A 4,705-nucleotide genomic window follows, 5' to 3' on the forward strand; every position below is an offset into this window, starting at 1 on the left:
CGGTGAAGGCGGCCATGGCCTGCTGCGCCTGGGGCACTCCAGCTCGGTGCCGCTGGTGGGCGGCCTGCAAGCGGCGCTGCGCGGCTACCTCGCGGCGCAGAGCGGCGTCCGCCTGGAACTGACCCAGCAATCCTCCGAGCAGCAACTCGCCGATCTCGCCGAAGGACGCCTGGACCTTGGCCTGCTGCGCCTGCCGGTGCTGCGCCAGCATCCCCGGCTGCACTTGCGCGCCCTGTACCGCGAGCCGTTGCTCCTGGCTCTCGCCGCCGACCATCCGCTGGCCCGCCGTGAAGCTCCCGTGGCCCTGGCCGCCCTGGCCGGAGAAACCTTCGTCTCCATTCCCCACCTGCAACGCGGCGGCCTCAGCTATCGCGCCGCCGAACTCTGCCTCGGCGCCGGTTTCTACCCACGCCCGGCGCGCGCGCTGTCGCGCAAGACCAGCCAGTTGCAACTGATCGAGGCCGGCTTCGGCGTCGCCCTGGTGCCCGCCTCGATGCGCGCCATCGCACCGCCCGCCGTGCGCTTCATGTCTCTGGCCGAGGCCGAGGCATACAGCGAGGTGGCGCTGGCCTGGCGACGCGACGATAGCCCCCTGGTGGAAGGCTTCGTCGAATATTTCCTGGAGAATCTGCCGAACGAAGCCAAGGATTGATCGCACATCCCGGTGCGCCGCCTTATCATGCCGCCCATGCGTAACGATCCCTTCCAACGGCTCGGCCTCGATCGCGAGGTGCTGACCGTCAGCCAACTGAACCAGCGCGCCCGCCTGCTGCTGGAAGACGTGTTCCCGCAGGTCTGGGTCGAGGGCGAGCTGTCCAACCTCGCCCGGCCGGCCTCCGGCCATGTCTACTTCACCCTCAAGGACAGCAACGCGCAGATCCGCTGCGCGCTGTTCCGGCAGAACGCCCTGCGCGTACGCCAGGCCTTGCGCGACGGGCTGGCGGTAAAGGTGCGCGGGAAGATCTCGCTGTTCGAGGGACGCGGCGACTACCAGTTGATCGCCGATACCGTCGAGCCGGCCGGCGACGGCGCCCTGCGCCTGGCCTTCGAGGCATTGAAGGAAAAACTCGCCGGCGAAGGCCTGTTCGCCAGCGAACGCAAGCGTCCGCTGCCCGCCCATCCGCGCCGCATCGGTATCGTCAGTTCGCCCAGCGGGGCGGTGATCCGCGACATCATCAGCGTGTTTCGCCGCCGCGCACCGCAGGTCGAGCTGACCCTGGTGCCCACCGCAGTGCAGGGCCGCGAGGCCGTCGCGCAGATCGTCCGCGCGCTGCAACTGGCCGACCGGCAAGGCTTCGACGCGCTGATCCTGGCCCGTGGCGGCGGTTCCCTGGAAGACCTCTGGTGCTTCAACGAAGAAGCGGTGGCGCGCGCCGTGGCGGCCTGCGCCACGCCGATCGTCAGCGCGGTCGGCCACGAGACCGACGTATCGATCAGCGACTTCGTCGCCGACGTGCGCGCCCCGACGCCTTCGGCCGCCGCCGAACTGCTGGCGCCCAACGCCGGCGACCTGCAGCAGCGTCTCGACGGCCTGCGCCGGCGCCTGGTGCTGCGCATGCGCGACCAGTTGCTGCGCGAACGCCTGCGCCTGGAAGGCGTCGCCCGCCGCCTGCGCCATCCCGGAGAACGCCTGCGCCAGCAGGCGCAGCGCCTGGACGACCTGGACATGCGCCTGCGCCGTGCCTTCGAGCGCCAGCTGGCGGTCCGCCACGAACGCCTGGTCCGCCTGGAGACGCGTCTCGCCGCACAGCATCCGGGCCGCACCCTGGCGCTGCTCCGGCAGAAGCTCGACAGCCTCGCCGCGCGCCTGCCGCGCGCCGCCCGCGAGGTACTGAAGGATCGTCGTCAGCGCCTCGAAGGACTGGCGCAGACGCTCAACGTGGTCAGCCCGCTGGCGACCCTGGGCCGCGGCTACAGCATCCTCCTCGACGAGCGTGGCCGGGCGATCCGCGATGCCGGCCAGACCCAGCCGGGACAGCGCCTGAAGGCGCGCCTGGCGGAAGGCGAACTGGAGGTGCGGGTCGAGGACAACCACCGGACGCCGGTGACCCTGTCGCTGCTGGACTGAGCCGCGATGATCCGCCTCAGCCAGCGCGCCCTGGCCTACCTCAACGAGGTGATCCACCACGGTTCTCTTCGCCGCGCCGCCCAGCACCTGAACATCGACCCCTCGGCCATCAGCCGGCAGCTCGCCAGCCTGGAGGAACATCTCGGCGTGCGCCTCCTGCAACGCACCCCGCAAGGCGTGGCGCCTACCGAGGCCGGCGAGCTGCTGGTGGCGCACTACCGCCAGCAACGGGCCAACGAAGAGGGCGTGCTGTCGCGTCTGTCGGCCCTGCAGGGGCTGCGCCAGGGCAAGGTGCGCCTGGCGGTCGGAGAGGGCTTCATCGCCGACCTGATCTCCCAGCCATTGCAGAGTTTCATCCTGCGCTACCCCGGCATCGAGCTGGAGGTCCGCATGGCCGGGGCCAACGAAGGCGTGGCACTGGTCAAGGAAGACGCCGTCGACCTGGCCCTGGTCTACGCCCCGGTCGAGGACGGCGAACTGGACGTGCACGTCGACACCCGCCAGCCCCTCGACCTGATCATCCCCGCCAACCATGCCCTCGCCGGACACCGCGGCGCGGTGCCGATGCGCGCGCTGCGCAACGAGTCGCTGGCGTTGATCCACAACAGCACCGGCATGGGTCAACTGGCGGTGATCGCCGCCCAACTGGAGCGCATCGAGCTAAGGCCGAAGCTGCGCACCAACTCGGTGGCGGTGCTGACCAATTTCGTCAAGTCCGGCATCGGCGTGGCCTTCATGCCGGAGTTGACGGTCAGCCACGAGATCGAGGCCGGGCATATCCGTTGCCTGCCGCTGGCCCACCCGGCGCTGCGCGACGCCCGCGCGCGGATCGTCAGCCACAAGGGCCGCGAGCTGACCGTGGCGGCGATCGCCTGCCTGGAACACCTGCGCCGCGGCATGCGCTTCTTCAGTGGCGACGCGCCCGGGCTCTCGCAGCGCTGAGGCGTTGCCTTTTTCGCATCACGTCCGGACTTGAATAGTCAACGAGACAACGGCTAGCGTTGCTTCGCTTTCGTGCGAGCACCCGGCCCCGCGCCCCGACAAGAAGTGCCGCCGATCCCTCGACCGTTCGGACTGCCATAAGGAAAACAACATGCACACGAATCCGCGCCGCGGCCTCGCCCGCCGCTTCGCCGCCGGACTGCTGGCCGCCGCCCTGGGCCTGGGTGGCAGCCTCGCCCAGGCCGCCACCACCCTCAACCTGAGCTATAACGGCGCCGCCGACAGCGAGAAGAACCTGGTGCACCTGTTCGCCAGCAACCTCAAGCGCCTGGCCGAGGAAAAGAGCGGCGGCGAGCTGCAGTTCAAGCTCTACCCCAACAGCATGCTCGGCGAAGAGGAGCAGCGCATGGAACAGGTGATGACCGGCCCCGGCCTGAACATCGCCTCCTTCGCCGGGATCGCCCCGCTGTTCCCGGAGATCTACGTCAGCGCCACGCCCTTCATGTTCAAGGACGCCGCCGCGGCCCACGCCTTCTTCGACAGCGGCAGCTACTGGCAGGCCGCCCGCGAGGCCTTCCGCGAGCGCACCGGCACCGAGCTGCTGGCGGTGGTCGAGGAAGGCGGCTTCCTCAACTTCACCAACGGCAAGAAGCCGATCCACGGCCCGGCGGACTTCCAGGGCCTGCGCTTCCGCGCCATGGATCCCAGCCAGGTGGCGCTCTACGAAGCCTTCGGCGCCTCCGGCACGCCGATCCCCTGGACCGAGTTGTACATGGGCCTGCGCACCGGCGTCGCCGACGGCCAGATGAACCCGACCTCCTACATCATCCTCGGCAGCCTCTACCAGGTGCAGAAGTACCTGACCCTGGCCAACATCCAGTACTCCGACCAGTTCCTGGTGGCCAACGGCGATCTGCTCGCCAGCCTCCCGGCAAAGGAGCGCCAGGCCCTGCTCGACGCCGCCGCCGAAGCCACCCGGCTGAACCGCGAGGCGGTCGCCGCCCAGCAGGAGCGCGACCTGGCGTTCCTCAAGGAAAAGGGCATGCAGATCATCCAGCCGTCCGCCGATGACCTCGCCGCCTTCCGCGAGAAAGGCCAGCCGTCCTACCTGGCCTGGCTGAAGACCCAGGACATCGAGCCGCGCTGGACCGAGATGGCCTTCCGCGACGCCGGTCTCGCCACCGCCCCCTGACCTTCGCGCGTTGCCCCCCGACGGCCGCTGCCGTCGGCCGGGCGCGCCTGTCCGACTTTCCGGAGTACCTCCCATGCCGTCATTGCTCAAGGGCATGCGCGCCGCGTTGCTGAACCTCGCCACGCTGCTGTTGCTGCTCGACCTGGTCCTGCTCATCTACGGCGTGTTCGCCCGCTACCTGCTCGGCAGCTCGCCGATCTGGATGGACGAACTGGCCCGCTACCTCATCATCGGCGCAGTAATGCTGGCGCTCGGCGCGGTATGGATGGAAGGCGGGCACATGCGCGTCAACCTGCTGGAACAACGCCTGCCGCCGCGCCTGGCGCAGGTCCTCAGGCTCTACCAGTGGCTGCTGGCGCTGGCCTTCTTCGCCTTCGCCGCCTGGGTCAGCACCCGCTACGCGCTGAACGCCGGGCGCTTCCGCAGCCTCGGCCTGGGCGTCAGCCGCACCTGGCCGTTGCTCAGCCTGCCGCTCGGCTTCGGCCTGCTGACCCTCATGCTGT

General features: G+C 69.6%; 5 protein-coding genes. All 5 read left to right on the plus strand.

Annotated features, from left to right (window positions below; translation table 11 throughout):
* Positions 1 to 652: LysR family substrate-binding domain-containing protein (locus tag FFS27_RS28715; RefSeq protein WP_137952376.1), on the plus strand; the 652-nt coding region annotated here is incomplete at its 5' end.
* 36 nt (positions 653 to 688) lie between these two features.
* Positions 689 to 2,068: an exodeoxyribonuclease VII large subunit gene (gene xseA / locus FFS27_RS28720; protein WP_003113813.1), complete on the plus strand. Its 1,380-nt coding sequence runs from the start codon at positions 689 to 691 to the stop codon at positions 2,066 to 2,068.
* Positions 2,069 to 2,074: 6 nt separating this feature from the next.
* Complete coding sequence (locus FFS27_RS28725; RefSeq protein ID WP_003092728.1) at positions 2,075 to 3,010, plus strand: LysR family transcriptional regulator; 936 nt, start codon at positions 2,075 to 2,077, stop codon at positions 3,008 to 3,010.
* Positions 3,011 to 3,161: 151 nt separating this feature from the next.
* The gene (locus FFS27_RS28730) at positions 3,162 to 4,202 is read left to right on the plus strand and encodes a TRAP transporter substrate-binding protein (protein WP_003105399.1); all 1,041 of its coding nucleotides are present in this window, start codon (positions 3,162 to 3,164) and stop codon (positions 4,200 to 4,202) included.
* 73 nt (positions 4,203 to 4,275) lie between these two features.
* On the plus strand, positions 4,276 to 4,705 hold a 430-nt coding region (locus FFS27_RS28735), incomplete at its 3' end, for a TRAP transporter small permease (RefSeq protein WP_137952377.1).

The organism is Pseudomonas sp. 2VD, from assembly GCF_005503585.1.
In the GTDB taxonomy this organism is placed as follows: domain Bacteria; phylum Pseudomonadota; class Gammaproteobacteria; order Pseudomonadales; family Pseudomonadaceae; genus Pseudomonas; species Pseudomonas aeruginosa.

Coding starts and splice junctions, on each gene's coding strand:
- xseA (WP_003113813.1), top strand. CDS start 689: ATGCGTAACGATCCCTTCCAACGGCTCGGCCTCGATCGCGAGGTGCTG.
- FFS27_RS28725 (WP_003092728.1), top strand. CDS start 2,075: ATGATCCGCCTCAGCCAGCGCGCCCTGGCCTACCTCAACGAGGTGATC.
- FFS27_RS28730 (WP_003105399.1), top strand. CDS start 3,162: ATGCACACGAATCCGCGCCGCGGCCTCGCCCGCCGCTTCGCCGCCGGA.